The organism is Streptomyces sp. cg40, from assembly GCF_050320165.1.
GTDB lineage: Bacteria > Actinomycetota > Actinomycetes > Streptomycetales > Streptomycetaceae > Streptomyces > Streptomyces hokutonensis.
Genome location: NZ_CP190128.1, coordinates 9,165,347 through 9,191,581, shown reverse-complemented (window position 1 = coordinate 9,191,581; position 26,235 = coordinate 9,165,347). Strand labels below are relative to the sequence as shown.

General features: G+C 71.4%; 24 protein-coding genes and 1 tRNA gene. 8 read left to right on the top strand and 17 right to left on the bottom strand.

All coding sequences use genetic code 11. The features are described 5' to 3' along the window. Positions 1 to 37 precede the first annotated feature (37 nt). Positions 38 to 493 carry a tellurite resistance TerB family protein gene (locus tag ACQHII_RS41485; RefSeq protein ID WP_427924074.1) on the bottom strand — a complete coding sequence of 152 codons (456 nt, stop codon included), beginning with the start codon at positions 491 to 493 and terminating at the stop codon, positions 38 to 40. 182 nt (positions 494 to 675) lie between these two features. On the opposite strand from ACQHII_RS41485, the gene ACQHII_RS41480 reads away from it, so the two are divergent. Further along, on the top strand, positions 676 to 1,068 hold the full coding sequence (locus ACQHII_RS41480) for an SH3 domain-containing protein (protein ID WP_427924073.1): 393 nt from the start codon (positions 676 to 678) through the stop codon (positions 1,066 to 1,068). On the opposite strand, the gene ACQHII_RS41475 is transcribed toward ACQHII_RS41480, so the two are convergent. Then, positions 1,049 to 3,883, bottom strand: a complete 2,835-nt coding sequence (locus ACQHII_RS41475; RefSeq protein ID WP_427924072.1) for a BTAD domain-containing putative transcriptional regulator — start codon at positions 3,881 to 3,883, stop codon at positions 1,049 to 1,051. The genes ACQHII_RS41480 and ACQHII_RS41475 overlap by 20 nt on opposite strands. Positions 3,884 to 4,056: 173 nt before the next feature. Here ACQHII_RS41475 and ACQHII_RS41470 point away from each other — a divergent pair, with 173 nt between their 5' ends. Continuing rightward, entirely contained in the window at positions 4,057 to 4,236 is a 180-nt protein-coding gene (locus tag ACQHII_RS41470) for a hypothetical protein (protein ID WP_427924071.1), read from the top strand. 135 nt (positions 4,237 to 4,371) lie between these two features. Here ACQHII_RS41470 and ACQHII_RS41465 read toward each other — a convergent pair. The 4 genes from ACQHII_RS41465 to ACQHII_RS41450 all read right to left on the bottom strand — a co-directional run bounded on the left by ACQHII_RS41465 (position 4,372) and on the right by ACQHII_RS41450 (position 7,747). After that, positions 4,372 to 4,445: transfer RNA gene (locus ACQHII_RS41465), tRNA-Pro, on the bottom strand. A gap of 60 nt (positions 4,446 to 4,505) precedes the next feature. After that, on the bottom strand, positions 4,506 to 5,420 hold the full coding sequence (locus ACQHII_RS41460; RefSeq protein ID WP_427924070.1) for a YceI family protein: 915 nt from the start codon (positions 5,418 to 5,420) through the stop codon (positions 4,506 to 4,508). A 69-nt stretch (positions 5,421 to 5,489) separates the two neighbouring features. Next, positions 5,490 to 6,254, bottom strand: a complete 765-nt coding sequence (locus ACQHII_RS41455) for an NUDIX domain-containing protein (protein WP_427924069.1) — start codon at positions 6,252 to 6,254, stop codon at positions 5,490 to 5,492. A 26-nt stretch (positions 6,255 to 6,280) separates the two neighbouring features. Further along, positions 6,281 to 7,747, bottom strand: a complete 1,467-nt coding sequence (locus ACQHII_RS41450) for an MFS transporter (RefSeq protein ID WP_427924068.1) — start codon at positions 7,745 to 7,747, stop codon at positions 6,281 to 6,283. A 147-nt stretch (positions 7,748 to 7,894) separates the two neighbouring features. On the opposite strand from ACQHII_RS41450, the gene ACQHII_RS41445 reads away from it, so the two are divergent. Further along, on the top strand, positions 7,895 to 8,473 hold the full coding sequence (locus ACQHII_RS41445; RefSeq protein ID WP_427924067.1) for a TetR/AcrR family transcriptional regulator: 579 nt from the start codon (positions 7,895 to 7,897) through the stop codon (positions 8,471 to 8,473). On the opposite strand, the gene ACQHII_RS41440 is transcribed toward ACQHII_RS41445, so the two are convergent. The 3 genes from ACQHII_RS41440 to ACQHII_RS41430 are packed head-to-tail and all read right to left on the bottom strand — an operon-like array spanning position 8,474 to position 12,164. Next, entirely contained in the window at positions 8,474 to 9,544 is a 1,071-nt protein-coding gene (locus ACQHII_RS41440) for a maleylacetate reductase (RefSeq protein ID WP_427924066.1), read from the bottom strand. Further along, the gene (locus ACQHII_RS41435; protein WP_427924065.1) at positions 9,541 to 10,401 is read right to left on the bottom strand and encodes an intradiol ring-cleavage dioxygenase; all 861 of its coding nucleotides are present in this window, start codon (positions 10,399 to 10,401) and stop codon (positions 9,541 to 9,543) included. Before ACQHII_RS41435 ends, ACQHII_RS41440 begins: the two co-directional genes overlap by 4 nt. A gap of 26 nt (positions 10,402 to 10,427) precedes the next feature. Then, complete coding sequence (locus ACQHII_RS41430) at positions 10,428 to 12,164, bottom strand: FAD-dependent oxidoreductase (RefSeq protein ID WP_427924064.1); 1,737 nt, start codon at positions 12,162 to 12,164, stop codon at positions 10,428 to 10,430. A 161-nt stretch (positions 12,165 to 12,325) separates the two neighbouring features. Between ACQHII_RS41430 and ACQHII_RS41425 the strand changes: the two genes are divergently transcribed. Then, on the top strand, positions 12,326 to 14,023 hold the full coding sequence (locus tag ACQHII_RS41425; protein WP_427924063.1) for a sigma-54-dependent Fis family transcriptional regulator: 1,698 nt from the start codon (positions 12,326 to 12,328) through the stop codon (positions 14,021 to 14,023). 38 nt (positions 14,024 to 14,061) lie between these two features. On the opposite strand, the gene ACQHII_RS41420 is transcribed toward ACQHII_RS41425, so the two are convergent. After that, on the bottom strand, positions 14,062 to 14,586 hold the full coding sequence (locus tag ACQHII_RS41420; protein ID WP_427924062.1) for a hypothetical protein: 525 nt from the start codon (positions 14,584 to 14,586) through the stop codon (positions 14,062 to 14,064). 123 nt (positions 14,587 to 14,709) lie between these two features. Here ACQHII_RS41420 and ACQHII_RS41415 point away from each other — a divergent pair, with 123 nt between their 5' ends. Next, the gene (locus ACQHII_RS41415; RefSeq protein WP_427924061.1) at positions 14,710 to 15,054 is read left to right on the top strand and encodes a cupin domain-containing protein; all 345 of its coding nucleotides are present in this window, start codon (positions 14,710 to 14,712) and stop codon (positions 15,052 to 15,054) included. 16 nt (positions 15,055 to 15,070) lie between these two features. Here ACQHII_RS41415 and ACQHII_RS41410 read toward each other — a convergent pair whose 3' ends face one another. Continuing rightward, positions 15,071 to 16,102, bottom strand: coding sequence for a LacI family DNA-binding transcriptional regulator (locus tag ACQHII_RS41410; RefSeq protein WP_427924060.1), 1,032 nt, complete (start codon positions 16,100 to 16,102; stop codon positions 15,071 to 15,073). Between the two features lie 107 nt (positions 16,103 to 16,209). Between ACQHII_RS41410 and ACQHII_RS41405 the strand changes: the two genes are divergently transcribed. From ACQHII_RS41405 to ACQHII_RS41395, 3 genes are all read left to right on the top strand, one after another. Then, positions 16,210 to 17,385, top strand: coding sequence for a phytanoyl-CoA dioxygenase family protein (locus ACQHII_RS41405; RefSeq protein ID WP_427924059.1), 1,176 nt, complete (start codon positions 16,210 to 16,212; stop codon positions 17,383 to 17,385). 94 nt (positions 17,386 to 17,479) lie between these two features. Further along, positions 17,480 to 18,484: a Gfo/Idh/MocA family protein gene (locus ACQHII_RS41400; protein ID WP_427924058.1), complete on the top strand. Its 1,005-nt coding sequence runs from the start codon at positions 17,480 to 17,482 to the stop codon at positions 18,482 to 18,484. Continuing rightward, positions 18,481 to 19,503 carry a Gfo/Idh/MocA family protein gene (locus tag ACQHII_RS41395; RefSeq protein ID WP_427924057.1) on the top strand — a complete coding sequence of 341 codons (1,023 nt, stop codon included), beginning with the start codon at positions 18,481 to 18,483 and terminating at the stop codon, positions 19,501 to 19,503. Before ACQHII_RS41400 ends, ACQHII_RS41395 begins: the two co-directional genes overlap by 4 nt. Here ACQHII_RS41395 and ACQHII_RS41390 read toward each other — a convergent pair. Genes ACQHII_RS41390 through ACQHII_RS41365 form a run of 6 tightly spaced genes read right to left on the bottom strand, consistent with a single transcriptional unit; the run spans position 19,452 to position 26,192 of the window. Continuing rightward, on the bottom strand, positions 19,452 to 21,176 hold the full coding sequence (locus tag ACQHII_RS41390; protein ID WP_427924056.1) for a tetratricopeptide repeat protein: 1,725 nt from the start codon (positions 21,174 to 21,176) through the stop codon (positions 19,452 to 19,454). The genes ACQHII_RS41395 and ACQHII_RS41390 overlap by 52 nt on opposite strands. Positions 21,177 to 21,194: 18 nt before the next feature. Then, positions 21,195 to 22,214 carry a Gfo/Idh/MocA family protein gene (locus tag ACQHII_RS41385; RefSeq protein ID WP_427925521.1) on the bottom strand — a complete coding sequence of 340 codons (1,020 nt, stop codon included), beginning with the start codon at positions 22,212 to 22,214 and terminating at the stop codon, positions 21,195 to 21,197. Between the two features lie 52 nt (positions 22,215 to 22,266). After that, entirely contained in the window at positions 22,267 to 23,175 is a 909-nt protein-coding gene (locus tag ACQHII_RS41380) for a sugar phosphate isomerase/epimerase family protein (protein ID WP_427924055.1), read from the bottom strand. A 1-nt stretch (position 23,176) separates the two neighbouring features. Next, a complete protein-coding gene (locus tag ACQHII_RS41375) occupies positions 23,177 to 24,091 on the bottom strand; it encodes an ATP-binding cassette domain-containing protein (RefSeq protein WP_427924054.1) in 915 nt (304 codons plus the stop codon). A gap of 5 nt (positions 24,092 to 24,096) precedes the next feature. Further along, on the bottom strand, positions 24,097 to 25,173 hold the full coding sequence (locus ACQHII_RS41370) for an ABC transporter permease (protein ID WP_427924053.1): 1,077 nt from the start codon (positions 25,171 to 25,173) through the stop codon (positions 24,097 to 24,099). Then, on the bottom strand, positions 25,173 to 26,192 hold the full coding sequence (locus ACQHII_RS41365; protein ID WP_427924052.1) for a sugar ABC transporter substrate-binding protein: 1,020 nt from the start codon (positions 26,190 to 26,192) through the stop codon (positions 25,173 to 25,175). The genes ACQHII_RS41370 and ACQHII_RS41365 overlap by 1 nt, the downstream gene beginning before the upstream one ends. Between the last annotated feature and the right edge of the window lie 43 nt (positions 26,193 to 26,235).

Genomic DNA, 26,235 nt, shown 5'->3' with positions numbered 1-26,235 from the left:
TGTTCTGTTCACCTCTGTTCAGCTCAGCGGGGTCGGCTCACAGGTCGAACTCGTGCGGGGGCAGCCCCAGCGCGAAGCAGGCGTCGCGGACCACGGCCCGCTCGGTGGCGTCGAAGTCACCGTCGGCGCCGCCGATGACGATGCCGATCTGGATCACGGCACGCGCCTCGGCCGGCTTCTTCTTCGCCTTGGCGATCTCCTGGAGCACGCCCACCTTGCCGAAGTCGAAATCGGCGGTCAGCTTGTTGAGGTTGTCGTCGAAGCGGCGCTGGAGGTCGTCGGCCGGGAAGTTCTGCAACACCTCGTTGCTGAAGATGAGTTGGGCGACCCGCTGGCGCTCGGCCGGGTCGATCCTCCCGTCGGCCGCGGCGACGAGCGCGCACATCGCCATGCTCGCGTCCCGGAACGCCCCGCTCTTCAAGTCGTTCTTCTTCGCCACGAGTTGGGTCTGCATCGTCGATGCCGACTCCTTGATGCGGTCCCAGAGTGCCATGCCAACTCCGAATGCTCCGGGGCCGTCCGGGGTGAACCCGGCGGCCGTCCACTTCTATATCTACAGCGTTGTAGAAGATAGCAGCTGCACCGGCAGCAAGATTCCGACAAGTTTCCGGCAAGGACTCCTCTCCATCGTCGTCACGTGCACGTCATCGCACGTCATCGCGCAGGGGAGGAAGAGTGAACAAGAACTTCAGCACCAGGCCGGCGAGGCACGGACTCGTATCCGTCGCAGTGGCCGCACTCGCCGTTCCGGCGGCCGTGGTCGGACTGGCCGCGCCCGCGTCCGCGGCAACCTGCAACATCAGCGGCCCCAACCGCGACGGGAGCGCCTATGTGCGGCAGACGGCGGGCGTCTCCGCGAACATGCGTTCCGGACCCAGCACCGCTTGCGGTATCACCGGCTACGCGGACAACCGGGACGTCCTGAACTACTACTGCTATCTCTTCAACGACTCCGGAAACACCTGGACGTACCTCAAGAACGAAACCGACGGCACGTACGGGTGGGTGAGCGACTCCCTGCTGCCCAACTACGGCGCCCAAGCGGGTCTCACCTGCGACTACTCCTGAGCAGGCCGAGGCGGCGCAGCCGGGCCCGGACCCCGTCCGAGTCCGGTACGCCGAGTTCGTCGAGGATGTCCGCCGCGCTCCGCGCGGCCCGCTGTGCCGCCCGGGTCTCGCCGGCGGCACGGTGGCTCTCGCCGAGGTGGACCAGCACGTCGGCCTCGAAGTAGCGGTCGCCGAGGCTGTGGAAGAGCGCGACGGCGTTGCCGTAGCAGTCCGCGGCCCGGCGGTGGTCGCCGAGGTGCTGGTGGGCGTAGCCGAGGCTGTCCCAGGTGTCCGCCTGCCCGTCGCGGACGCCGAGTTCGGTGAAGAGTTCCAGCGCCTGCCCGCACAACTCCACGCACCGCTGGTGGTCGCCGAGCTGCGCGTGGTACCAGCCGACCGCGTTCAGTGCCCGCGCCCGTCCGGCCCGGTGGCCCAGGGACGTGTACTGGTCGAGGGCCTCCTGGGCGCAGGCCAGGGCTTCGGGGCAGGCGTCCCGCCGGGCGTGCAGGCGGGCCAGGTCGAGGTGGGTGTGGGCCACTTCCGTACGGTCGTCGAGGGCTTTGTGGAGGTCCAGGGCGCGGGCGAGGTGGGTGAGCGCCTCGTCCAGACGCGTCAGGCGGGTGTACGCACGGCCGAGGCCGCGGTGGGCGTCGGCCTCGCCGACCGGGGAAGCCGAGCGGAGCGCGGCGTCCAGCGCGGCCTCCTGTGCGGCGGCCCAGTCGGACCAGTGTCCGCGGCGCTGCAGAAACGTGCTCAGGGCACGGGTCAGCTGCCAGACCTGGGCATCCGGTGCCCTCGTGGCGGTGCCCGACCGGTGCACCACCGCGAGGAGCACGGGGTGCTCGGCGGTGAACCAGGAAAGGGCCGCTCCGTGGTCCGCGGCGTGTTCGGGGGAGACGCCGGGGACCGCGGGCGGCAGTGCGATCGTGTCGCGGTGCGGATCGAGCATGCGGTCGGCGGAGTGCGCGGAGTGCAGGTAGTGGCCGAACACACGGTCGTACGCGGCTCGCGTCTCTTCGGCGGCGTCCGCGGTACCGGCGAGTTCGGCGGCGTACATCCGCAAGAGGTCGTGCAGTACGTATCTGCCGCGCGAGTACTCCGTGACCAGACAGCTGTCGGCCAGCACGGTCAGCAGTCGGCCCGCGTGCTGGACGGGGAGCCCGGCGAGGCTCGCGGCGGCGGCCACGCTGATGTCCGGACCGGGGTGCACACCGAGCAGCCGGAACATCCGGGCGGCCTGGGGGCTCAGGGCGCCGTACGACCAGGAGAAGACGGTCCGTACGTCCGCCCGGGTGTCCTCGTCGCCGAAGCTGTCCAGCCCGTCGGGCGAGGCCTGGGCGTCCCGGAGTTCGGCGGCGAGCCGGGCCAGGCCGAGCCGCGGCTCGACGGCCGCGCGGGCCGCCACGATCACCAGGGCCAGCGGCAGCCGCGCGCAGCGGCTCACGATCTCGTCGACCGCAAGCGGTTCGGACATCACGCGCTCGGCACCTATCCGGCGGGCGAGCAGCCGCCGGCACTCCGCCGCGGGCAGCACGTCCAGGACGAGGCTCCGGGCTCCCTCCAGGGCGATCAGTCCGGAGAGCCGGTTCCGGCTGGTCACCAGGGTGAAGCAGCCGGGACTGCCGGGGAGGAACGCCCGCACCTGTTCGGCGTCGCGGGCGTTGTCGAGCATCACCAGCATCCGCCGTCCCGCCAGCAGGCTGCGGTACAGCCCGGTCTGCGCCTCCAGGCTCACCGGCATGTGCTGCGGGAGCACGCCCAACGCCTCCAGTAATCGGGGCAGTGCCTCCACCGGGGTCACGGGTGGCCGCGAAGGCTCGAAGCCGTGGAGGTTGACGTAGAGCTGGCCGTCCTCGAACCAGTCGGCCACCCGGTGCGCCCAGTGGACGGCCATGGCCGTCTTCCCCACGCCCGCGGTCCCGGAGAGGGTCGAGACCACCGCCGGCGCGGGGCTGCCGATGCCCTCCGCGAGGATCTTGTCGAGCCGGGCCAGTTCCTCCTCCCGGCCGGTGAACGCCGGTACGTCCAGGGGCAGTCGGGCCGGCACCGGCGCGGACCGGGGCCGTGCCGCGGGCGGCGGAGCCGTGGCCCGGGCCGGCTCGTGGGCGCCTTGCAGGATCGCCCGGTGGAGTTGCCGCAGCTCGGCCCCCGGATCGGCGCCCAGCTCCTCGGCCAGCCGCTCGCGTACCTCGGCGAAGCACTCCAGGGCCTCGGCGCCGCGCCCCGCCTCGTACAGCGCCCGCATCAGCACGGCCACCAGCGGCTCCACGAGCGGGTGTTCGCCGATCAGTTCGGGCAAGCGGCCGATCACCACAGCGTGGTTGCCCACCGCGGTCTCCGCGTCGGCCCAGGCGGTGACCGCGTCCAGCCGCTGCCGCTCCCAGGTGTCGCGCATCCGCGACACCCACTCCCCCGACAGTCCGGTGAGCGGCTCCCCGCGCCACAGGTCCAGGGCCTCGCGGAGCATCCGCACCTGGTCTGCGTCGCTCCGGCCGGTTCGGCGGGCGTCGGCGACCAGGCGATGGAACCGGTGGAGGTCCACCTCCTCGGAGTCGGTGTCCAGCACATAACCACCGCTCCGCCGCAGCAGGCCCGGCGCGCGAACGGCCCCGGTGGCCGCGAGCACCTGCCGGATGCGGGCCACATGCGCGTACAGCGCCGAACGCGACCCCTCCGGCGGATCCTCACCCCACACGCGCCTCAGCAGTGTCTCCAACGGCACTGCCCGTCCGGCGTCCACGGCGAGCGCCGCCAGCACGCTCCGCCGCTGCGGAGGGCCCACGTCGACGGGGCCGCGGCCCACGATCTCGACGGGCCCGAGAAGTCTGAACGTCACCACGACAACCCCCGGCGATCGGACGCGCGCACCGTCCGCACTCTGCCCTGGCCGGTCAGCCCGTTCACCGGCGTCGCCCTGTCGACACCTCCCAGGCACCAGGTCACGTCACACGCTACGCACGCGTAAGACAGCCCGACAAGGTTCCGGCCGGTCAGGTCTTCCCCTCGGCGATGTCGTTCCGCCTCGCCGGGCGGAGTGCGTGCCGGGCCGGCTCACCGGGGGTGCCGAAGTTCGCCGGCGGCTGGGTGCAGCCGCTGTCACAGGAAGGCAGCCCCACGATGACCTCGGCGGAGGTGGGCGGCGGGCCCGAGGCCACGCCGGACGGGTGCTCCGACCAGCTCGCGGTGTAGCACTTCTTGTCAAGACGCGTGTGTATCTTCGTCGCCCCGCTCGTCCGGGCCGCCGCGTCGTCGGGGGCCTGATCGGAAACGACCCACGCGAAAAGGGCCCCCACAGGCTCTCGCCCGTGAAGACCCTTCGCACCGTCGGGACGACAGGATTTGAACCTGCGACCCCTTGACCCCCAGTCAAGTGCGCTACCAAGCTGCGCCACGTCCCGGTCGCGCCCCACCCGGTCGGTCGGGTGAACGCGCAGGTAAACCTTACCGCATGCGCAAGGTCACTTCGGCGGCGTCGGGGTGTCGTGGGTGCGGTACATCGCCTGGATGTCCAGCTCCAGCTGGACGGTGGGGCCGACGACCGCGATGCCCCGGGCGAGCATGCTGCGCCAGTTCAACGTGTAGTCCTCGCGGTGCAGTTCGGCCGTGGCGAGGGCCGCGCAGCGGAGTTCCTCCGCGTAGCCGCCGTTGACGGTGCCCAGGTAGGTGGTGTCCAGGTTCACCGAGCGGCTCACTCCGTGCATCGTGAGCGAGCCCTGCAAGGTCCACTTGCTGCCGCCGCGGTACGCGAACCGCGTGCTGGTGAAGTCGATGTACGGGTAGCGCTCCACGTCGAGGAAGTCACCGGAGCGCAGATGGTTGTCGCGCGTGGTGTTGCCGGTGGTGATGCTGGACGCGTCGATGCGGACCTGGACCTTGGACTCGGTCACCTCCTGGGCGATCTGGATGCCGCCCTGGAAACGCTCGAAGCGGCCGTGCACATGGGCCATGCCGACGTGCTTGGCGATGAAGCGGATCGCGGTGTGCGGCGGGTCGAAGAGCCAGGTGCCGGGCGGCGGGAGTTCCTGGGCGCGGCCGGGCTGGAGCCATACGCGTTCGGTGGGCGCGGCGGTTCCGGCGGCGATCTCCACCGTCTCCTGGTGCGGCTGGAGTCCCTGGGCCGAGACGAGGAGGCTGTAGCGCCCGGGCGGCAGCACGGCGAGGAAGAAGCCGTACGGGTCGGTCGTACCGGAGGCGGTGACGCGGTGCGAGTCCAGGGCCGTCACCGTGACCTCGGCGGACGCCATGGGCACGCCCATCGGGTCGACGATCTCACGGCCGAGGCCGCCGGCGCCGGGCGGGAGGGGGAGCGAGAGGCCCGCCGCCGGGGCGGAGGCGCCCTGGGGCAGCCAGCGCCTGAGCAGTGCGAGGGCCATGGTGATCACCTTTCTTCACAGCGGTCGTGCTCCGCCGATCCTGAAGGCTTCGTCACCCTTGCGGGTGTCTCATATCGAGACACCCGTTCCGCCGCCTTCCGCGTAGCGGCGGACGATCGGCTCCAGATAGTCCGCGTGCGGGCCCGCCAGGTCCGGGAGTTGGGCCGTGGAGCCGATCAGCGCGATGCGGTTCAGTTCCGGTTCGCGGCCCTGTGCCGTCTCCGCGGCCGCCATCGCCTCGAACCGCTCGCTCAGCCGCGTCGCCGGGAGGGACGGGGCGCGGAACAGGACACCGATGCTGCCGTTTCCGGCACGGGTGACGTTCCAGAAGGTGAGGTCCTCGGGCCGGGCCTCGATGCCGGTCTCCTCGATCAACTCCCGTGCGGCGTGGCGGTGCAGGGCCCGCATGTCGAGCGGTTGGCCGCCCTCGGGGGGTTCGAGCGAGCCGCCGGGTAGCTGCCAACGGCCCGGAGCTGCCGTGGAGTTGGACATCCGGCCGACCAGCAGCCGTCCGTCGTCGGCCGGTTGGAGGACGGAGACGAAGAAGGACGGCAGCCACGAGGTGGACCACGGGACGCGGCGGAGGGCGAAGTGCCGGTAGGTCGTCCGGACCCAGGAGACGGCCAGTCCGTACGGCCCCTCGCGCCGTGTGCCCGCGCACACCAGGACCGGCCCGTCGAAGAGACTCGGGTTGGCGCGCACCCGTTCGTCCCAGACGCGGTCCATGGCGAGCCGCTCCTCGGGGGTGAGCCGAGGAGCGGCTGATTCGAGAAGCCTGAGTCGGTGGACGTCCAGGAGTTCGGCGCCGGGGCGCCGCGCGCTCGGTTCGATCATCGGCTCATGCTGGCATACCGGCCGGGTCAGTTGAGGGCGCCGGGAGCCATCACCGAGGCCTCTTCCTCCGCCTTCAGGAGCGTCGACTCGGAGGTGCCGACGGTCGTTCCTCCGCCACGTCCGGCCCGCCGCACCGGCACCATGAGCGCGGCCAGCGCCGCGGCCAGGCAGAGCACCGCGAGCAGCGTGAAGCCGTGGGTGTACCCGGAGCCGTAGGGCAGGCCGGACGCCTGGAGGTGGCCGGTGACCAGGACGCTGGTCACCGCGGCGCCGATGGAGCCGCCGATGGTGCGGATGTTGGCGTTCATGCCGGTCGCGGCGCCGGTCTGCTCGGGCGGGACGCTGCCGACGATGAGGTTGGCCATGGAGGCGAAGGCGAGTCCGATACCGAGGCCGAAGATGCCCGCGACGAGGGCGATCTGCCACTGCTGGTCGTGCCAGAGGGCGAGGATGCCGCAGGCGACCGCGCCGAGTGCGGCACCGGCGGTGAGCAGTGCCTTGGCGCCGACGACGGGTTCGAGCCGGCCGCTGAGGACGCCGGAGACGAACATCGCGATCAGCATGGGCAGCATCAGGAGTCCGGACGCGGTGACGCTGGCGCCGAAGCCGTAGCCGGCGGACGACGGGGTCTGGACGAAGCCGGGCAGGAAGGACCAGATCGAGTACATGCCGGCGCCGAAGAGCAGCGCGGCGGTGTTGGTGGTCCACACGGACCGCAGTCGCATCACCTTGAGGTCGATGAGCGGGCTGCGGGAGCGGGCCTCGGCGTACAGCCAGGCCGCGAAGAGTACGACGGCCGCGGCGAACAGGCCCACGACCCGGATGGAGCCCCAGCCCCACCGGCTCGCCTGGCTCAGCGGCAGCAGCAGGGCGACCAGCCAGGCCGAAAGGAGCACTGCGCCGGACCAGTTGACGCTCCCCCCGGCGCGGCTCGGCGACTCGGGGACGTAGCGCAGGGCGATGAGGGTGGTGGCGGCGACGATGCCGACGGGGAACCAGAACAGCCAGCGGTAGTCGAGCGCGGACACGATGGGTCCGGCGGCCACCATGCCGATACCGCCGCCGGCGGCGATCACGGCGGACAGGTTGCTGATGCTACCCGGTACTCGGGACGCGTCGAACTCGTCGCGGATGATGCCGAAGGAGAGCGGGAGCAGCGCGCCGCCGATGCCCTGGACGACCCGGGCGACGATCAGTACGCCGATGTTGGGCGCGAGCGCGGCGACGAGACAGCCGGCCAGGATGGCGAGCAGGACGGCGACGAGTGTGCGTTTCTTGCCGATCAGGTCGCCGACGCGGCCGAGTATCGGGGTGAAGACCGAGGCGGACAGCAGATAGGCCGTCATCACCCAGGTCGCGGTGGACTGGGAGGTGTGCAGCGCGTGCTGGACGGTCGGCAGGGCCGGCGCGATCAGCGACTGCAGCATGGAGAAGACGCCCGCTCCCGTCGCGAGGACCGCGAAGGTGAGGCGGGTGGTGGATGTGCGGGGCATGGAGAGCCTCTCCGAAACAAGCAGGCAGGGCGCGTCCGCACGCACACGTGCACGGCGGTACGCACCCACCACTGCTAAAGTGGAGGTACCCCTCCACCATAGCGGAGGCACACCTCCGGTTCAACCGAGTCCGCCCGGGAGGCATCAGTGACGGCCCAGCCGTTCCCCGTCAGTGAAATCGTCGCGGCCCAGCGCCCCCACCGAAAGGACGCCGCCCGCAACTACGACGCCCTGCTGGCCGCCGCCCGCGAGGCCTTCGCGGAGCACGGCGCGGACGCCTCGCTGGAGGACGTCGCCAGACGCGCGGGCGTCGGCATCGGCACGCTCTACCGCAACTTCCCGACCCGCCGGGCCCTCTTCGAGAGCGTCTACGCGGACGAGGTGAACTCCCTGTGCCAGGCCGCCCTGGACGTCGCCGACCAGGAGCCGTGGGAGGCGCTGACGTCGTGGCTGGGCCGGTTCTCGGGCTACATGGTGACCAAGCAGGCGGTGCGCCAGGCGCTGGAGAACGACTCGGAGATCTTCGGGACCTGCCGCGAGTCGATGTTCTCCGCGGGCGGCCCGCTGTTCGAGCGCGCGCAGAAGGCGGGCCTGGCCCGCACCGACATGGACTTCGGTGATCTGCTGCGCCTGGTGGCCGGGGTCACCGGGACGACGTTCGTGGACGACGCCCAGCGCGACCGCGTCCTGGCCATCGCGCTGGACGGCGTCCGCACGAACCGCTGACTACACGGGGGCGGCGCCCTCGTAGGCCGCGCGCAGCAAGGCGAGTACGCCCTCCTCGGTGACCGGCCTGGGATTGGCGTACGCCTGGCTCACCGCCTGTTCGGCCGCCGTCGCCAAGTCGCCCTCCTTCAGGCCGAGTTCGGCGAGCGAGCGCGGTGCGCCGAGCCGTCCGGCCAGCTCCCACAGGGCGGTCGGGGCAACCGGGGCGTCCAGCGCACGGGCCACCGCGGCCGCCGCCTCCGGTGCGGCGGGCGCGTTGTACGCCAGCGCGTACGGCAGCACCACCGTGTGGGTCTCCGCGTGCGGCAGGCCGAAGGTGCCGCCGAGGACATGGCAGAGCTTGTGGTGCAGGCCCATGGTGGTGGCGCCGAGACAGGAACCGCAGAGCCACGCCCCGTACAGGGCGCGCCCACGGGCCTCCAACGACCGTGGTTCGGCGGCCAGTTCGGGAAGCGCGCCCGCCATCGCCCGCATGCCCTCCTCCGCCATCAGCGCGATCAGGGGTGAACCGTCCGGGGCGTAGAGGGCCTCGACGGCGTGCGCGGTGGCGTTGATAGCGCTGGTCACCGTGAGCGGGACGGGGAGTCCGAGGGTCAGCTCCGGGTCGTAGACGACGCTGCGGGGCCGGACGGCGGGGTCGCGGCCGGTGCGTTTGGCGCCGTGTTCGGTGAGGCCCCAGACCGGGGTCATCTCCGAGCCGGAGTAGGTGGAGGGCACGGCGATCAGCGGGAGGCCGGTGCGCAGGGCGATGGCCTTGCCGAGCCCGATCGACGAACCGCCGCCGACCGCGACACATCCGTCGGCACCCAGCGAACGCGCCAACTCGACGGCGCGGTCGGCCACTTCGACCGGCACGTGCATCTTCGCCTCGGCGTGCACCCCGACGCACACCTCTCCCAGCGAGTCGGCGACCGCCTGGGCGGTGTCCGCGCCCCGGGCACCCGAGAGCACCAACACCCGCCGCAGACCGAGCCGTTCGGCCTCACCGGCGGTCGCGGTCAGCGCGGCGCCGGGACGGAAGACGACCCGCATGGGCTGGGCGTCGTAGGCGAAGTCGAGGAAGTCCTTCACGCGCTCCGCTCCAGTACGAGGTCGAACCGCGCGTGCCGGAACGGGTTGGCGATGCCGAACTCCCGTGCCAGGGACGGGTCGTCGGTCGGGGTGAAGTCCGCGACGAGGCTCTGCTTGACGGCGAAGACGGCGTCGGAGTCGAGATAGTCGCTGCCCGCGACGAAGATGTGGGTGGTGACGGGGGTGTGGCCGTCGGCCGTGGCGATGAAGTGGATGTGGGCGGGGCGGTAGGGGTGGCGGCCGGTCGCCCTGAGGAGGTCGCCGACCGGGCCGTCCGTGGGGATGGGGTACGGGCTCGGCACACAGGTGCGGAACCGGAAGCGGCCCTCGGCGTCCGTGGTGAACAACCCCCGTCCGTTGCCGGGGGGTTGGACGTCCGGCTGCTGCACGTCGTAGAAGCCGTTGCCGTCGGCCTGCCACACGTCGAGGAGGGCGCCGGGGAGCGGGGTGCCGTCCCCCGACACGACCCGGCCGCTGACCACGCAGGGCTCGCCGCCACCCAACAGGTCGATGTTCGCGCCGAGTTCACGGACCGGCGACTCGGTCATGTGGAAGGGACCGAGCACCGTCGACTCGGTGGCACCGGCCTCGCGCTCGCCGTTGATGGTCTCCACCAGCATCGACAGGCCGAGCACGTCCGACAGGAGGATGAACTCCTGCCGGGTGTCCGTGCAGGTCTGGCCGGTCTCCGTCAGGAAGCCGATCGCCCGCTCCCACTCCTCCTGGGTCAGGCGGGTCTCCGACGCGAACGCGTGCAGGTGCCGGATCAGGCCGGAGAGCAGTTCGTGCAGGCGCGGGTCGGCGGTGTCCCGCAGACTGGCGACGGCTTCGTCGGTGACGGTGACATGAGTGGTCATTACGGCTCCCTAAACAAAGCGAAATGTCAGCCGTGCCCGAGGATGCGGCGCAGCGCGTCCGTGAGCAACTGTTCGGCGTTCTCGGCCGCGTCGGCGTGGCGGAACGCGACGTAGCCGTCGGGGCGGACGAGGAGGGCGCCCCCGTCGGCGATCTCGCTCAGGCGGGCCCAGTCGCCGTACGGGTCCTCGTACTGCCGGCCGGGGCCGATGACGACCGTGGCGATGTCGAGGGACTGCGCCTCGGCCGCGCGCAGCCAGGTCTCGCCGCCGATGCCGGTGAGGAGCGTGAAGCGGCCCTTGCCGACCGTGTCGAGGGTCGAGACGGTGCGGGTGCCGGAGGTGATCCAGGCGTGTGGGAGCTTGGCGCCGGGGCGGGAGCTGGGCTGGTGGTGCAGCTCGCGGTCGCGGCCGAAGCCGGGGTCGGGGGTGCCGTCGGGGACGATCGCGTCGGACGTGTAGCGCTGGTTGAGGTCGACGCCGTGCGCGTTGAACTCGTAGACCTTGTAGGCGATCGCCTCGCGCAGCGCGGACCGTTGCTTCTCCGCGGCCTCGGTGGCGTCCTTGCGGGCGGCGATGTTGGCCCACAGCTGCTCGGGGGTCTGCGGGGAGAGTCCGTCGAGCGCCTCGAAGATCGGGGCGGTCTCGCCGATGGACTTGTTGGCGCGGGTGACGATCTGCTTGCCGACGGGCGCGCGTTCGGCGTCGTACGTGTCCAACAGCTTGGGTGCGGCCGTCCCGTCGAGGACCAGCTTCAGCTTCCACGCCAGGTTGTAGGCGTCCTGTATCGAGGTGTTGGAGCCGAGCCCGTTGGACGGCGGGTGGCGGTGGACGGCGTCCCCGGCGCACAGGACCCGGCCGTTGGCGTAGGTCTCGGCGTACATCTCGTTGACCGTCCACGCGGAGGACGACTTGATGGTCACGGGGATGTCGTCGTCGCCGACCAACTGCCTTACGACGGACAGCGCGTACTCCTCGGTGAGGTCGGGGGCGCCGGCGGTCACGTCGTAGCCCCACACGATCAGCCACTCGTTCCAGGGGCTGACGCAGCGCACCAGGCCCGCGCCGATGCCGCCGACGTTGGCCCCCGGGGCGAGCACCCAGTAGAGGGTGGAGGGCCGGTGGGCGGTGTACTTCGTGAGGTCCGCCTCGAAGACGATGTTGATGCTGCCCGCGACCCCCATCTGGCCGCCCATCGGCAGCCCGGCGTCCTCCGCGACCTGCGAACGGCCGCCGTCCGCGCCGATCAGGTACTTGGCGCGGATCCGGTACTCGTCGCCGCGCAGCCGGTCCTCGACGGTGACCGTGACGCCGTCCTCGTCCTGCTCGAAGGACTTGTAGACCGTGCTGAAGCGGACGTTCGAGCCGCGCGCGAGCGCCGCGTCGACGAGCACCGGTTCCATCAGGTGCTGCGGCATGTCGCACATGCGGGTCGGGCTGGCCAGGTCGTGCGCGGCCTGTACGAGCGGGTCGTTGCCCCAGGAGCGGATCCGGCCCAGCTCCTCGCCGGCCAGGCTGGTGCAGAACGTGGTGTTGCCCATCAGGTTCTGCGGGGTCGCCTTCGCCAGCACCTCGTCCTCGACGCCGAGGTCGCGCAGGACCTCCATGGTGCGCTGGTTGGTGATGTGCGCGCGGGGCGTCCTGGTGAGGCGCGAGTAGCGGGTGACGACGATGTGGGGGACGCCGTAGGTGCTCAGCGCCAGCGCGGCGGCGGCTCCGGCCGGGCCGCTGCCCACGATCAGTACGTCGGTCTCGACAACGTGCACGGCGGGACGCTCCAGGGGGTGAGGCAGGTTGGGGCCGGGGTGAGAAGGGCACCGACTCTTCACGATCATCATGCGGGCGGAACACCCTCGGGTGTCTCATTACGAGACAGTCACAGCCCCACGGCGGCCGCCGTCACGGGCCCGATACGGTGTGAGGCGTCATGACCGTCGTGGAGCACTCCCCCGCCCTCGCCCCGCTGCGCCAGGCGCGCGAGCGGTTCCTGACCGGCCGCCCGCTGCCCGACGGCGTCCCGGACGAGGTCCTCGCCGCGTGGCGGCGCGCCCGCTTCTTCGGCGTACGGCACGACCTCGATGGACCGGTCCAGGATCCCGAACCGCCTGTCGAATCAGCCCTGTTGGAGGCGGCGCGGCCAGTCCTTGAGCGCGTCGCGCCGGCGCTCGGCGGCCACTCGGCGCTGCTGCTGACCGACGAGCGGCTGCGGGTGCTGTGGACGGCGGGCGAGGTACCCGGCGGCGACCGGTGCCGCGATCTGTCCGAGCGGGAGGTGGGCCACAACAGCGCGACACTCGCCCTGCGCACCCGGCGCCGGGCCGAGGTGCACGGTCCCGAGCACTTCCTCGACCTGTGGCAGGACGTGTCCGCGGTCAGCGTGCCGCTGTTCGCCCCGGAGACCGGGCAGGCGCTCGGCACGGTGACGGTCGCGTCCGGCCTGTGCGCCGGCTGCGGCCCGCATCCCGGTGCCGCCCTCGCGGAGGCCGCGGCCGTCTCGGTGGAGGCGGAACTCCTCGCCCGCTCCCGTACGGCCGAACGGGTGCTCCTCGACGCCTACACCCGCGCCGCGCACGGCCCCGGCCGCGCGGTCGTCGCCCTCGACGGCCGCAACCGCCTGATCAGCGAGGCCGCCGTCCGCCTCGCCACCCCCCAGGTCCTGGCCGCCCTGGAGCGCGCGAGCACGAACCGGGAGTCGTACGACACGACGCTCCCCGACAACGCCGGCTGCACCGCCGCGATCACTCCCGTACGGCACGAGGGGCACGTGCTCGGGATCGTCGCCGTACTCGAAGCGCGGGCCGTCGAGGTGCCGCGTCCCGTTGCGCGCCCCGCGCTGGCGCTCGCGGGCGGGTCGGTGCCCTGGCGGCACGCGGTCGCGCGGGCGGTGGAGCTGGCCCGGGTGCCGGAGCCGCTGCTGCTGCTGACCGGCGAGCGCGGCACCGGCAAGACCGCGCTGGCCCGTGAACTGCTCGGCGAGACCGTGCCGTTGGTCGCCGACGCTGCCGAGTCGCCCGAACTGGGCGTGAAGTACAGCGAGTTGGCCGACGGCCGCCCCCTGCTCCTGCGGCACGCCGAACGGCTGGCCCAGCCGGACGTCGCCGCGCTCAACTCCGTGCTCGAAGAACACCCGGACGTGCGTCTGCTGGTCACCTACACGCCCGGCACTCCCCCGGGCCCCTGCTTCCAGCGCCTCCTGGACACCCTGGCCGCCCGGTCGGTCGCCCTGCCCGCGCTGCGTGAACGCCGCGAGGACGTACGGGAGTTGCTGCCGGTCCTGGCTCCCCGGCCGGCCCCGGGACAGCCGCCGCTCAGCTGGACGCTGGACGCGCTGCGGGCCCTGGAGGAGCATCCGTGGCCCGGGAACGTCACCGAACTCGCTCATGTCGTACGGACGTTGGCCGAGCATCGGCGGGTCACCGGTCCGGTGCGGCGGGCCGAACTGCCCGATCCCGTCCGGGAGGGTCCCGCGGCGCGGCGGCTCAGCCCGATGGAGCACGCCGAACGCGCCGCGATCCTGGGCGCGTTGCGCAGGCACGGCGGCAACAAGGCGCGGGCTGCTGCCGCGCTGGGCATCGGACGGGCGACGCTGTACCGCAAGCTGCGCGGCTACCAGGGCGTCTCGTGAGCAGCGGATCGACCAGGCCCGTCGGACACTGAACCGGCCTATTTGATCAGGGCGTTCGCGACCACCACGACCACGCCGAGCAGCGCGTCCAGCACCCCGATCACCACGGCCACCACCCAACTCCGCGCCGACCAGCGGGCCGTGACCAGGCCCAGGACGAACAGCAGCGCGATGTTGAGGACGAAGGCCGCGTACTCGACGCCGTTCGCGGGCCACCAGCCCCAGCCGGCCCCGGCGAGCAGCAGCACGGTGGGCACCGCGGCGGCGACCAGCGGCCACTCGTCACGCAGGGTGCGCAGGGCGTCCCAGCGGCGGTGCGGAGCGCGCTCGGCGATGTAGTGGGCGTACCCGTGGGCGAGCGCCGAGGCGCCCGCGGTCACCAGCAGCCAGAGGGCGTCGTAGCGGCGGCTGGCCTGGTCGGTGTGGCCGTACTGGGTGAGCGCGGCGACCATCGAGCAGGCGAGGACGGCGCCGTAGACGCCTCCGAAGAGGATGTTCTCCCGGGTCGCGTGCGAGTGCGGGTGCGGCTGCGGTTCGGGGACGGCCTCCGTGGTCTGCGCCATGCCCTCCACGATCGCCCGGCCCCACCCGGGCCGCCACTCCGCGACGAAGTGTCCCCCGACCTGGGCCGATACCCCACACAGTGTCCACGCACGGGCCGTGCCCGGCCGGGCTAGGGTCGCCGTATGACGCACAGTTTCGTTGTCCGCATCCCCGACGCCGAGCTCGAACCCGAGCCTCTCGACCCGGCGCAGATCGTCTCCGGTACGCCCGAGGTGACCGGGAAGGTCGTGTGGGAGTCCGAGGACGGGCGGCAGATCCGCGGGATCTGGCAGATCACGCCGGGGGTGGTCACCGACACGGAGGCGGACGAGCTGTTCGTCGTGATCAGCGGCTCGGCGACCATCGAGGTCGAGGGCGGGGAGACGCTGACGGTCGGTCCCGGGGACCTGGCCGTGCTGCGCGAGGGCGACCGTACGACGTGGACGGTGCACGAGACGCTGCGCAAGGCGTACGCGATCAACCTCTGACGATCGCCGCCGATCCTCAACGGGCCGCCGCCACCGGCATGTTGTAGGGCGTGACGACCTGGATCGCGGACGGCAGGGTCGGTCCGGAGGGCGGCAGCGCGTCGTGCGCGCGCATCACCAGGCGGCAGGCCTCGCGGACGTCCTGGCGCAGGTCGTGGTGGAGGACGGCGGAGAGCCGGTGCTCGTGCAGCAGCCGGGTGTTGTCGTGGTCGAGGTCGTGCGCGACGAACACGGCGCACTCGCGGCCCAGGTCGGCGAAGGCGCGCAGGGTCGCGATGTTGCCGCCGCCGATCGAGTAGACCGCCCGGATGTCCGGGTCGCGCTTGAGGGCGGCCCGGACCAGCTCGTACTGGGTGGCGTCCAGGCCGTGGCCCTCGGTGATCTCCACGAGGGCCCGGTCCGGGTAGCGGGCGCGCATGGTGCTGCGGAAGCCCATCTCGCGCTCCTCCTCGTTGCGGAAGAAACCGCTGCTCAGGCTGGTGAGGATGTTGCCGGGGCGGTCGCCGAGCCACTGGCCCATCAGGTAGGCGGCGGTGGCGCCCGCCGCCCGGTTGTCTATGCCGACGTAGGCGAGGCGGGCGCTCGCGGGCAGGTCGGTGACCAGGGTGACGACCGGGATACCGGCGGTGACGAGCCGGCCGACGGCCGCGGTGATCTCGGGGACGTCCGGCGCCTTGAGGATGACGCCCTGCGAGCCGCGCCGGGCGATCCGGTCGAGGGTGGCGACGAGTTCCTTGACCGGCGCGGTCTCGCGGAAGTGGAAGCGGGAGCGCACCACGGCCGGGTGCAGGTCGGGCAGCTCGGCCTCCAGCGCCACCCGTACGGCGGTGGAGAAGCGCTCCGGTGTCTGCATCACGATGTCGATCATGAACGTACGGCCGACCAGCCGGACCTGGGTGCGCTGCCGGTCGAGATCGGCGATGGCCTGCCTGACCTCACGCTCGGTGCTCTCGCGGACACCGCCCCTGCCGTTCAGCACCCGGTCCACGGTGGCCTCGCTGAGACCCGCCTGACGTGCGATTTCCCTGATCGGGAAGGGGTGGCCCACCGGTCGTCTCCTTGAGGGGTTTTTGATGGCATGCTGCCGGTTGTTCGAAGGGTTTGTACTGACAAGAATGACAGGACCGCACCACTCCGTGACCCGAGGGGACGAAGATGTCCTTCACATCCGCAGCACGCCCCGCCTGGCTCACCGAGCAGGACTGCGACCTCGACGCCTTCCGCACGCTCGTCGAGCAGCCGACCGACCTGGGCGACTTCCCGTACGCGTCCTCGGTCGAGCGGAACGTCCTCGTCTACGACAGCGACCGGCTCCGCAAGTCGGTGGCGGCCGGTGAGCGCCGCGAGGTGGGGACCGAGCTGGTGCGGGTGTTCGCCGAGGGACCCGGCATCGTGGTCCTGCGGGACGCGTTCCCGGACGCGACGGTGGTGGACCGTACGACCGAGGTCTTCGACGCGCTGATCGCCGAGCAGCACGCCTCCGGCGCGGGGGCCGGTGACCACTTCGCGAAGCCGGGGGCCAACGACCGGGTGTGGAACGCCCTGGAGAAGGCCGCGCTCTACGACCCGGAGGCGTTCGCCGACTACTACGCGAACGACATGCTGGCCCTGGTGTCCGAGGCCTGGCTCGGTCCCGGCTACCAGGTCACCTCGCAGATCAACGTGGTCCACCCGGGCGGCGCGGCCCAGACCGCGCACCGCGACTACCACCTCGGCTTCCTCGGCAACGAGACCGCCGCCGGCTACCCGGCGCACGTGCACCGCCTCTCGCCCGTGCTCACCCTCCAAGGGGCCGTCGCGCACTGCGACATGCCGGTGGAGTCGGGGCCGACGATGTACCTGCCGCACTCGCAGAAGTACGAGCCCGGCTATCTGGCGTGGCGACTCCCGGAATTCCAGGCCTACTTCGAGGCCCATCACATCCAACTCCCGCTCGCCAAGGGCGATGCCGCGTTCTTCAACCCGGCACTGTTCCACGCGGCCGGCACCAACCGCACCGCCGATGTGCGGCGCATGGCCAACCTGCTCCAGGTGTCCTCCGCGTTCGGGCGGGCGATGGAGACGGTGGACCGCGAGGCCGTCAGCAACGCGGTCTTCCCGGTGCTGCTCCGGCGGAAGGCCGAAGGCGTGCGCGAGGAGTGGCTGGACGCGGTCGTCGCGGCCAGTGCCGAGGGCTATCCGTTCCCCACCAACCTCGACAACGACCCGCCCGTCGAGGGGCTCGCCCCGCCCTCGCAGGCCGACATCGTGCGCCGCGCGGTGCGCGAGGGATGGGCCCCGCAGGCGCTCCGCGGCGAGCTGCGGGCCGGCGCCGAACGGCGCGAGAGCTGAGGAGCACCCCCGACCGACGTTCACCGTCTCGCGAGGAACCCTCGCGAGGGACAACAGCAAGACACCCGCACCCCTCAAGAAAGCAAGAGCCCCCATGCGCATCGGAATCCTCGGCCTCGGCCGTATCGGCGCCTTCCACGCCGAGACCCTGTCCGGACTCGACGTGGTCGAGTCCCTCGTCGTGGCCGACCCGTTCGCGGAGGCCGCCAAGAAGGCCGCCGAGCGGTTCGGCGCCGAGGTCGCGGACTCCCCCGAGGCCGTGCTGGCCGCCGGGGTCGACGGTGTCGTGGTGGCCGCGGCGACCGACGCCCACCCGGGCCTGATCCTGGCCGCCGTCGAGGCGGGCATCCCGGTCTTCTGCGAGAAGCCGGTCGCCAGGACGATGGCCGAGGGCGTCAAGGTCCTCAAGGCCGTCGAGGGCAGCGACGTGCCGATCCAGATCGGCTACAACCGCCGCTTCGACACCGGCTTCGTCAACGCGCGCGCCGCCGTGCAGTCCGGCGAACTGGGCAAGCTGCACACCGTGCGCTCCACCACGCTGGACCCGGCGCCGCCGCCGGCCGCGTACATCGCCGCCTCCGGTGGCATCTTCCGCGACTGTTCCGTGCACGACTTCGACATCATCCGCTGGGTCACCGGCCGCGAGGTCGTCGAGGTGTACGCGGTCGGCGGCAACCGGGGCGCCGAGTACATCAAGGAGGCGGGCGACGCCGACACCACCGGCGCCATCCTCACCCTGGACGACGGCACCATCGCGGTGGTCTCCAACTCCCGCCACAACGCCCGGGGTTACGACGTCCGCATGGAGATCCACGGCTTCACCGACTCCATCGCGGTCGGCCTGGAGGACAAGCTGCCGCTGCGCTCCGTGGAGCCCGGCGTGACCTTCCCGGCGGGCGTCCCGCACGACTTCTTCATGGACCGCTTCACGGCCGCCTACCGCGCCGAACTCACCGCGTTCACCGAGGTGGTGGCCGGCACCCGCACCTCCCCCTGCACCGTGGCGGACGCGCTGGAGGCCGGCTGGATCGCCGACGCCTGCACCCTGTCGCTGCACGAGCACCGCCCCGTCACCATCCAGGAGGTACGCGAAGCATGAGCGGTCCGGGCCGGGAACCACTGCGCATCGGAGTACTGGGAGCGGCTCGGATCACCGAGCATTCCCTGATCGGCCCGGCCCGGACGACCGGCCACCGCCTCGTGGCGGTGGCCGCCCGCGACCGGGACCGCGCGCAGGCGTACGCCGCGGCGCACCGCGTCGAGCGGGTCGCGGACTCGTACGCAGACCTGATCGCCGACCCCGAGGTGGAGGTCGTCTACAACCCCCTCGCCAACGGTCTGCACGGGCCGTGGAACCTCGCCGCCCTGGAGGCGGGCAAGCACGTCCTGTCGGAGAAGCCCTCGGCGAGCAACGCCGAGGAGGCGGCGGAGGTCCGGGAGGCGGCGGCGAAGGCCGGCACGGTCTTCATGGAGGCCTTCCACTACCTCTTCCACCCGGTCACCCGCCGCCTGCACGAGCTGCTGGCCTCCGGTGAACTGGGCGAACTGCGGCACGTGGAGACCCTCGTGGCGATCCCGGCCCCGCCGGACACCGACCCGCGCTGGTCGCTCGACCTGGCCGGCGGCGCCGTCATGGACCTGGGCTGCTACAGCCTGCACGCCCAGCGCATGCTCGCGCCCTGGGCGGGCGGCGCACCCCGGCTGGTCTCGGCCCGGGGCGGCGAACGCTCGGGCGCGCCGGGCGTCGACGAGTGGCTGGACGCCGACCTCGCCTTCCCGAGCGGCGCCACGGGCTCCGCCCGCTGCCACATGGCCTACGACGAGTTGGTGATGAGCTGCCGGATCACCGGCAGCCGGGGCGAGGCGTTCGCGCCCAACTTCGTCCTCCCCCACCTCGACGACCGGGTCGTCGTCCGCACCACGGACGGCGAGCGCACGGAGCGCCTCGGCCGCCGCTCCTCGTACACCTACCAACTGGACGCGTTCGCCGCCCGGTTGAGGAACGGCGCGCCCCTGCCGCTGGGTCCGGACGACGCGGTCGCGACGATGACCCTCATCGACGAGTCCTACCGCGCGGCGGGCTTCGCGCCCCGGCCGCGGGTGTCGGTTCTGCGGTAGACGAAGGTCGGGTACGGCTCTCCGACCACCCGCTCCCACGCCCGGACGACGTCGATGTCGTCCGGGCGTTCCGCACGGGAGCGGGCGAAGGCGATGACACACCGGGCGTGGACGTCCCTGATGTCGGTGCGGCGGGTGAGGTCCAGCAGGCAGCGCAGGGCGGCGACCGCCTCGTCGGGCCGACCGGCGGCCAGCCGGTCCTGGATCCCGGTGTCGAGCGCGTCGGCGAGGGCCGAGACCGTGACCGCCAGTTCCGCCTCGACACCGGGGACGCCGATCAGGTCTCTCAGGACGGCCTCGGCCTCCTCGTAGCGGGCCACGGCGGCGGTGTGGTCGCCGGCGAGACCGAGGGCCTGGGCCAGGACCCGCAGGCGGCGGGCGGTCGGGGGACCGTGGGTCTCGCTGTCGGACTCGGCGAGCCGGCGGGTGAGGGCCACTGCTTCGCGGGCGCTCGACACGGCCGACTCCGCGTCGTCGGCGCTCTGCTGACGGATGCTCAAGTTGGCGAGGAGGCGGGCGAGTTGGTCCTCCTGCCGTCCCAGGCGCCGGTACAGGGCCACGGCCCGTTCCGTGTCCGCCACGGCCTTGAGGTGATCGCCGCTTCGCCGGTGACAGCGGGCCAGGTCGTCCAGGGTGTCGGCGAGCAGCGGTTCGAAGACCTCCGGACGGTCGGCGGCCAGGCGCGTGTACAGCTCGGCCAGTTCCATGAGGATGGTCAACAGCTCGTCGTACGCGCCCAGTTCGTCGAGGACGAGGCCCAGGCAGTACAGCGCCTCGGCGAACCACTCGGGCTGGTCGGCCAGTTCACGGGCCAGGGCCACCGCCTCGTCGGCGTTCGTGCGTGCGGCAGCGGGAGAGCCCGTCGCGCTGCGGCAGTGGGCCAGGTCCGTGAGGAGCCGGACGCGCAACGGCAGGACGAGTTCCGGATAGAACCTCGCGATCATCCCGTACACCGCGTCCTTCGCCTCGGCCTCCAGCGCGAGGACCTCCTCGTACCGGCCGAGCGCCCGCAGTCCGCCGGCCAGTTCGACCAGCACCTGCGCCCGCAGCCGCAGGAAACGCGACAACCGCCGTATGGGCATGGCCCGTAGAAGGTCGGCACACTCCAGGTACACGGCGACGGACTCCGCCGTACGGCCGACGAGGGTGAACGCGAGTCCCTGCGTGCGCAGGGCGACCGGCAAGGCACCCAGGCTTCGGTCCCGCCGCGCGGGAGGCGGCGAACCGCGGTACGACTCCACGCACTCCCGGGCGGGTTCCTGGGCCTCGTCCGCCCGGCCGCCGAAGACAAGTGCCTGTGCCCGTGTGTGGAGGGCGCACGCGGTCAGCGTCGGTGACATCCGCGCTCCCGGCACAGCCAGCGCCGCGTCCACGACGGGGCCGGCTTCCGCGTACCGCTTCGCCAGCACCAGGGTGTGGGCGTGCACGACCAGTGCGCGGCTGAGCGCGTCCAAGTGGCGTTGTCCGGGGCGGGTTTGCTCTGCCTGGGGGCGGTACAGGGCGACCGCTTCCCGGGCCCAGACCGACCGCCGGGCGGGCGGGGGCGGACGCAGCAGGGCCCAGCCGGGGACCGCGCAGTGCAGCAGCGCGGCCCCGAGCAGCGGAACTCCCGGACCGGGAGCCAGGCGTGCCGTCGCGCGCAGCGACGGCAGCAGCATGCGCACCGGGCCCATCCGCGCCCCCTGAAGTCGCTAGCGGTAGAGCGCGGGCCGCTCCGCCAACTCGACCTCTACCCGCACACCCTCCTCCAACGCCCGTACTCCCGCCTCGCACACGGCCGCCGACGCGTAGCCGTCCCAGGCCGTGGGGCCGGTGACCTCGCCGCGGCGGGTGGCGTCGACCCAGGTCTGGATCTCCCGGTCGTAGGCGTCGGCGAAGCGTTCGGTGAAGTCCTGGGCGATGGTGCCGCCCCAGCGGCCGGCCATGTTGGTGACCATGGCGTGGCCGTCGCCGATGCGGGCGGTGCCGCGTTCGCAGACGATCTCGGCCTGGACCTGGTAGCCGAAGCCGCAGTTGACGAACATCTCGACGTCGACGATCGCGCCGCCGTCGGTCTCGAAGACGACGAACTGCGGGTCCTGGAGGTCGTCCGGGGCGCTCGCCGAGGGCCGTGGGCGCAGCACGTGGACGGCCGTGATCTCGTGTCCGAGGAGCCAACGGGTCGCGTCGGTCTCGTGGGCCACGGAGTCGCTGATCAGCATGGAGCTGGTGAAGAAGGGCGGGCTGGCCGCGTTGCGGTGCCGGTTGTGCAGCATCAGCGGTCGGCCCAACTGGCCTGTTTCCAGCAGGGACTTGAGCTTCATGTACTCGGCGTCGTAGCGCCGCATGAAGCCGACCTGGACCCGGCGGTGGCCGAGGCGCACCTCGGCCTCCAGAACGCGCAGCGCGGAGGCCGCGTCGGGGGTGAGCGGCTTCTCGCACAGGACCGGGAGGTCGTGCTCGAAGGCCGTCAGCAGGGCCGCCTCGTGGGCGGGGCCCGGTGAGGCGATCAGGACCGCGTCGACGTCGGCCGCCGCCATCGCGGCGGCCGGGTCGGTGTACGCGGTGCAGCCCTCGATCCCGGACGCGATCCGTTTGGCGCGCTCGGCGTCGACGTCCACGACGGCGCTCACCCGGGCGCCGTTGATCACGTCCTCGATCCGGCGGACGTGGTCCGCCCCCATCTTTCCGGTTCCGACCACTGCCACTCCGAGCGTGTCGCGCGGGTTCATGGCCATCGGCCGTCCTTTCGGCTCGTCAGGGTCGTCACGTTGCTCACGTTCGTCAAGCACCGCAGGAGCGGAGGAACTTGCGGGTGCGTTCCGCGATGGGGAGGGGCTTGTCCGGCTCGCACGGGTACATGTCCTGCTCGACGATCGCGAACAACTCCACGCCCAGGCGCTGCGCCGCGACCAGCACCGGTTCCAACTCCGGTACGCCGGACGGCGGTTCGCACATCACGCCGCGCTGCACGGCCGGTCCGAACGGGATCTCGTTCTTGACGACGTCGGCGAGGATCTCCGGGTCGACCTGCTTGAGGTGCAGATAGCCGATGCGTTCGCCGTAGGCCTCGATCAGCTTGACGCTGTCGCCGCCGCAGTAGGCGTAATGCCCCGTATCCAGGCAGAGGTTGACCAGTTCGGAGTCGGTCGAGTCGAGGAAGTGCTCGACGTGGTCCTCGGTGTCGAGGTGGGTGTCGGCGTGCGGGTGGACGACGATGTCGAGCCCGTACGCCTCCTTGACCTCGTGGCCGAGGCGTTCCATGCCCTTGGTGAGGTGCGCCCACTGCTCGCCGGTCAGCTCCGGCGGCTCCAGGATCTCGGCGGTCTTGTCGTCCCGCCAGAAGGAGGGGATGACCACGAGATGCCTGGCGCCCATCGCCTGGGTGAGCGCGGCCACTTGGCTCACGTGCTCCCAGGTGGCGTCCCAGACGGAGGGGCCGCGGTGCAGGCCGGTGAAGACCGTACCCGCGGAGACCTTCAGGTCGCGCGCGGCGATCTCGTCCGTGAGCCGGGCCGGGTCGGTCGGCAGATAGCCGTACGGGCCCAGCTCGATCCAGGAGTAGCCGGCCTGGGCGACCTCGTCCAGGAACCGCTGCCACGGCACCTGTTGGGGGTCGTCCGGGAACCACACGCCCCAGGAGTCGGGGGCGGAGCCCACCCGGATGCGGTCCAGGAGGGCACGCTCGGCCATGTCAGGACGTCCCTTCGGAAGCGGTGCCCGCCGAGGCCTTGAGGTCCTTCTCCTCGGGGAGTTCCTCGACGTCGACGCCGCGGACCTGGGACAACTCGTGCTTGAGCGCGGCGAGTTCGGTGCCGCCCGCCATGTGGTTGGTGAGTTCCTCCAGGGTGATGGCGCTGCGTTCGGCGGAGAGTTCCATGGTGCCCAGGCGCAGGACGCTGAAGTGGTCGCCGACCATGTAGGCGTGGTGGGGGTTGTGGGTGATGAAGATGACCCCGAGGCCCCGCTCCCGCGCTGCGGCCACGTACTTGAGCACCACGCCGGACTGCTTGACGCCGAGGGCGGCGGTGGGTTCGTCGAGGATGAGGACGCGGGCGCCGAAGTAGACGGCGCGGGCGATGGCGACGCACTGGCGCTGGCCGCCGGAGAGGGTGCCGATGGGCTGGTCGAGGTTGTCCAGGACGATGCCCATGTTGCGCAGTTCCTCGTCGGCGGTCTGTTTCATCTTCTCGATGTCGAGGCGGCGGACGGGCCAGGGGCCCTTGGTCATCTCGGAGCCGAGGAAGAAGTTGCGCCACACCGGCATCAGCGGGACGACGGCCAGGTCCTGGTAGACGGTGGCGATACCGCGGTCGAGTGCCTGGCGGGGGGTGGTGAAGTGCACCGGCCGGCCGTCGACGAGGAACTCGCCCTCGGTGTGCTGGTGCAGGCCGGAGATGATTTTGATCAGGGTGGACTTGCCGGCGCCGTTGTCGCCCAGGACGCAGGTGACCTGGCCGGGGCGGACTTCGAGGTCGACGCCGTGCAGGGCACGGACGTTGCCGTAGGACTTGCCGGCGTTGCGGAGCCGGACGAGGGGGTGGTCCCCGCCGGTGGCCGGCGTGTCGGTCAGGATCGCGCCGTGGGTGCCGGTCGTGTTGTCGGTCATCGAGGTCACCTCCGGGTCGCGGTGCGCTGCACCCACAGATTGATCATGACGGCGCCCAGCAGCATCACGCCCAGGAACGCCTTGAACCAGTCGGGGTTCCAGCCGGCGTAGACGATGCCCTGCTGGACCATGCCGAACATGAACGCCCCGAACACCGGGCCGATCGCCGAGCCGGCGCCGCCGGTCAGCAGACAGCCGCCGATCACGGCCGCGGAGATGTAGATCAGCTCCTGCCCGACGCCCTCGCCGGACTGCACGGTGTTGAAGGAGAACAGCTGGTGCATGCCGATGAACCAGGCACCGAAGCCGACCAGCATGAACAGCGAGATCTTCGTGAACGCCACCGGGACACCGACGGCGCGGGCGGAGTCCTTGTTGCCGCCGACCGCGAAGACCCAGTTGCCGTACTTCGTGCGCAGCAGCACCCAGGTCGCGATCGCCGCGAACACCAGCCAGTACACGATGGTGATCTTCACGTTGACGCCGCCGACCTCGAACGAGGACGCGAAGACCTTCTTGGCCTGGCCGAAGCCGTCCATGTTGCTGATGTCGTCGGTCGCCACGTTCCCCGTCACCAGCTTGGTGACGGCGAGGTTGACGCCCTGGAGGATCAGGAAGCTGCCCAGGGTGACCAGGAAGCTCGGCAGTCCGGTCTTGACGACCATCCACCCGTTGAGGAACCCGATCCCCAGCGACACCACCAGCGCGACGATCACACCGACCCACACGTTCATGGTGAGCTGGTAGCTGAGCATGCTCGCGGTCAGCGCCGAGGTGATCACCGCGACACCGGCCGAGAGGTCGAACTCCCCGCCGATCATCAGCAGCGCCACCGGCAGCGCCATGATCCCGATCGTCGACGAACTGTAGAGAATGTTCGCCATCGACGCGCCGTCCCGCACCGGCGGAGCAGCGATCAGGAAGAACACGTACACCGCTGCCGCACCGAGGAAGACACCGACCTCGGGGCGGGCCAACAGCCGGATGGCCAGCGGGCGTTCCGCGGTCCGGCCGTCGGTGGGCTTGGGGCCGGGGGCCGGCGGTGTGGTCACCGCCGGCTCGGCGTGCTGGGTCATGCTCATCACCGGGTTCCGTTGGCGGCGTACTTGGCGACTGCTGCGACGTTGGTCTTGTCGACGAAGGCCGGGCCGGTCAGTACGGGCTGCTCACCACCACCGCTGTAGTTGCCGTTGTTCTTGTACAGCCACAGCGAGTCGACGGCCAGGTAGCCCTGGAGGTACGGCTGCTGGTCGACCGCGAACTGGATGGTGCCCTTGCTGATGGCGCCCGTCAGGTCCTTGTTGAGGTCGAAGGTGGCGATCTTGGCCTTGCTGCCCGCGTCGGACACCGACTGCACGGCGGTCAGCGCGAACGGGGCGCCCAGCGCGACCACGTAGTCGATGGCCTTGTCCTGGGTGAGCTTGGCGGTGATCGTCGACTTCACCGACGGCATGTCCGTACCGTTGACGTTGAGGACCTCGGTGGTGCCGCTGAAGGTCTTCTTCACGCCGTCGCAGCGCTGGGTCAGGCCGATGTTGCCCTGCTCCTGGATGACACAGACGACCTTCTTGGCGCCCTCCGTGTTCAGCCGGTTGCCGAGCGCCTCGCCGGCGACCGTCTCGTCCTGGCCGAAGAACTCCAGCAGTCCGAGCTTCTTCCAGTCGCTGAGACCGGAGTTGAGGCCGACGACCGGTATGTTCGCGGTCTTCGCCTTGCCGATGACGTCCTTGAGGGCGTCGGGCTTGGCGAGGGTGACCGCGATGCCGTCGACCTTCTGGTCGATCGCGTTCTGCACCAGGTTCGACTGGTTGCCCGCGTTCGGGTCGGCCGAGTAGATGAGCTTGATGTTGTCCTTGTCGGCGGCGGCCTGGGCACCCTTGCGGACGATGTCCCAGAACGTGTCCCCGGGCGCCTGGTGCGTGACCAGGGCGACCGTCATGCGGGGAGTGCTGGCCTTGCCCGCGGAGGCGCCGGAGGTGTCCTCCGTGGACTTCTTGCCGCCCGAGCTGCTGGAGCAGCCGGCGAGGGTCAGTGCCGCTGCCGCGGCGACCGCCACGAAGGGGGCCATTCTGCGCGTACGGGAGTGGGAAGAACGGTCCATCTTTCCTGCACCTCACTGTGCTTCAGGGGAAAGGGAGCAATGA

What these genes read in the sequence shown, in the direction of transcription:
- ACQHII_RS41435 (WP_427924065.1), bottom strand. Translation starts at nt 10,401, where the DNA reads ATGACCACTCATGTCACCGTCACCGACGAAGCCGTCGCCAGTCTGCGG.
- ACQHII_RS41485 (WP_427924074.1), bottom strand. Translation starts at nt 493, where the DNA reads ATGGCACTCTGGGACCGCATCAAGGAGTCGGCATCGACGATGCAGACC.
- ACQHII_RS41470 (WP_427924071.1), top strand. Translation starts at nt 4,057, where the DNA reads ATGTCGTTCCGCCTCGCCGGGCGGAGTGCGTGCCGGGCCGGCTCACCG.
- ACQHII_RS41420 (WP_427924062.1), bottom strand. Translation starts at nt 14,586, where the DNA reads ATGGCGCAGACCACGGAGGCCGTCCCCGAACCGCAGCCGCACCCGCAC.
- ACQHII_RS41455 (WP_427924069.1), bottom strand. Translation starts at nt 6,254, where the DNA reads ATGATCGAACCGAGCGCGCGGCGCCCCGGCGCCGAACTCCTGGACGTC.
- ACQHII_RS41450 (WP_427924068.1), bottom strand. Translation starts at nt 7,747, where the DNA reads ATGCCCCGCACATCCACCACCCGCCTCACCTTCGCGGTCCTCGCGACG.
- ACQHII_RS41385 (WP_427925521.1), bottom strand. Translation starts at nt 22,214, where the DNA reads ATGAACCCGCGCGACACGCTCGGAGTGGCAGTGGTCGGAACCGGAAAG.
- ACQHII_RS41395 (WP_427924057.1), top strand. Translation starts at nt 18,481, where the DNA reads ATGAGCGGTCCGGGCCGGGAACCACTGCGCATCGGAGTACTGGGAGCG.
- ACQHII_RS41380 (WP_427924055.1), bottom strand. Translation starts at nt 23,175, where the DNA reads ATGGCCGAGCGTGCCCTCCTGGACCGCATCCGGGTGGGCTCCGCCCCC.
- ACQHII_RS41415 (WP_427924061.1), top strand. Translation starts at nt 14,710, where the DNA reads ATGACGCACAGTTTCGTTGTCCGCATCCCCGACGCCGAGCTCGAACCC.
- ACQHII_RS41370 (WP_427924053.1), bottom strand. Translation starts at nt 25,173, where the DNA reads ATGAGCATGACCCAGCACGCCGAGCCGGCGGTGACCACACCGCCGGCC.
- ACQHII_RS41390 (WP_427924056.1), bottom strand. Translation starts at nt 21,176, where the DNA reads ATGGGCCCGGTGCGCATGCTGCTGCCGTCGCTGCGCGCGACGGCACGC.
- ACQHII_RS41405 (WP_427924059.1), top strand. Translation starts at nt 16,210, where the DNA reads ATGTCCTTCACATCCGCAGCACGCCCCGCCTGGCTCACCGAGCAGGAC.
- ACQHII_RS41375 (WP_427924054.1), bottom strand. Translation starts at nt 24,091, where the DNA reads ATGACCGACAACACGACCGGCACCCACGGCGCGATCCTGACCGACACG.
- ACQHII_RS41460 (WP_427924070.1), bottom strand. Translation starts at nt 5,420, where the DNA reads ATGGCCCTCGCACTGCTCAGGCGCTGGCTGCCCCAGGGCGCCTCCGCC.
- ACQHII_RS41400 (WP_427924058.1), top strand. Translation starts at nt 17,480, where the DNA reads ATGCGCATCGGAATCCTCGGCCTCGGCCGTATCGGCGCCTTCCACGCC.
- ACQHII_RS41425 (WP_427924063.1), top strand. Translation starts at nt 12,326, where the DNA reads ATGACCGTCGTGGAGCACTCCCCCGCCCTCGCCCCGCTGCGCCAGGCG.
- ACQHII_RS41365 (WP_427924052.1), bottom strand. Translation starts at nt 26,192, where the DNA reads ATGGACCGTTCTTCCCACTCCCGTACGCGCAGAATGGCCCCCTTCGTG.